The 302-nt window shown below is 38.7% G+C and carries 1 protein-coding gene; it reads right to left on the reverse strand.

Annotated elements, in window-relative coordinates; genetic code table 11:
• Positions 1-253, reverse strand: a 253-nt coding sequence (locus AOA60_RS01565; RefSeq protein WP_178075306.1) for a hypothetical protein, incomplete at its 3' end; no start/stop codon positions are given.
• Between the last annotated feature and the right edge of the window lie 49 nt (positions 254-302).

Consider the following 302-nt stretch of genomic DNA (forward strand, 5'->3'; position numbering starts at 1 on the left):
CCTCTAAGTCTTGCTTTTGGGTCATTAAAAACTCATAGCGTTCCCTTACCCGATCATATTCTTCAATTGCACCAACATTCACTGTCCCCAATTCTTCAATTGCCATTTTAATAAGCTTTACTCTTTTTCTACCTTCATCAAGGTCCACATGAAGGGGATATTGAGTTCTGGCAGCTTCAAAGGATAATTCGTATTCCCCTTCTAGCTTGTTTAATCTATTATCAAGGTCCACATCTAAACGGTTTACCTTCACCTCTGTCTCATGAAGTGAAGTGGAAACAAACTTCAGTTGTCGCTTATAT

The organism is Pseudomonas sp. 2822-17 (genome assembly GCF_002742485.1).
GTDB classification, from domain to species: domain Bacteria; phylum Pseudomonadota; class Gammaproteobacteria; order Pseudomonadales; family Pseudomonadaceae; genus Aquipseudomonas; species Aquipseudomonas cyclaminis.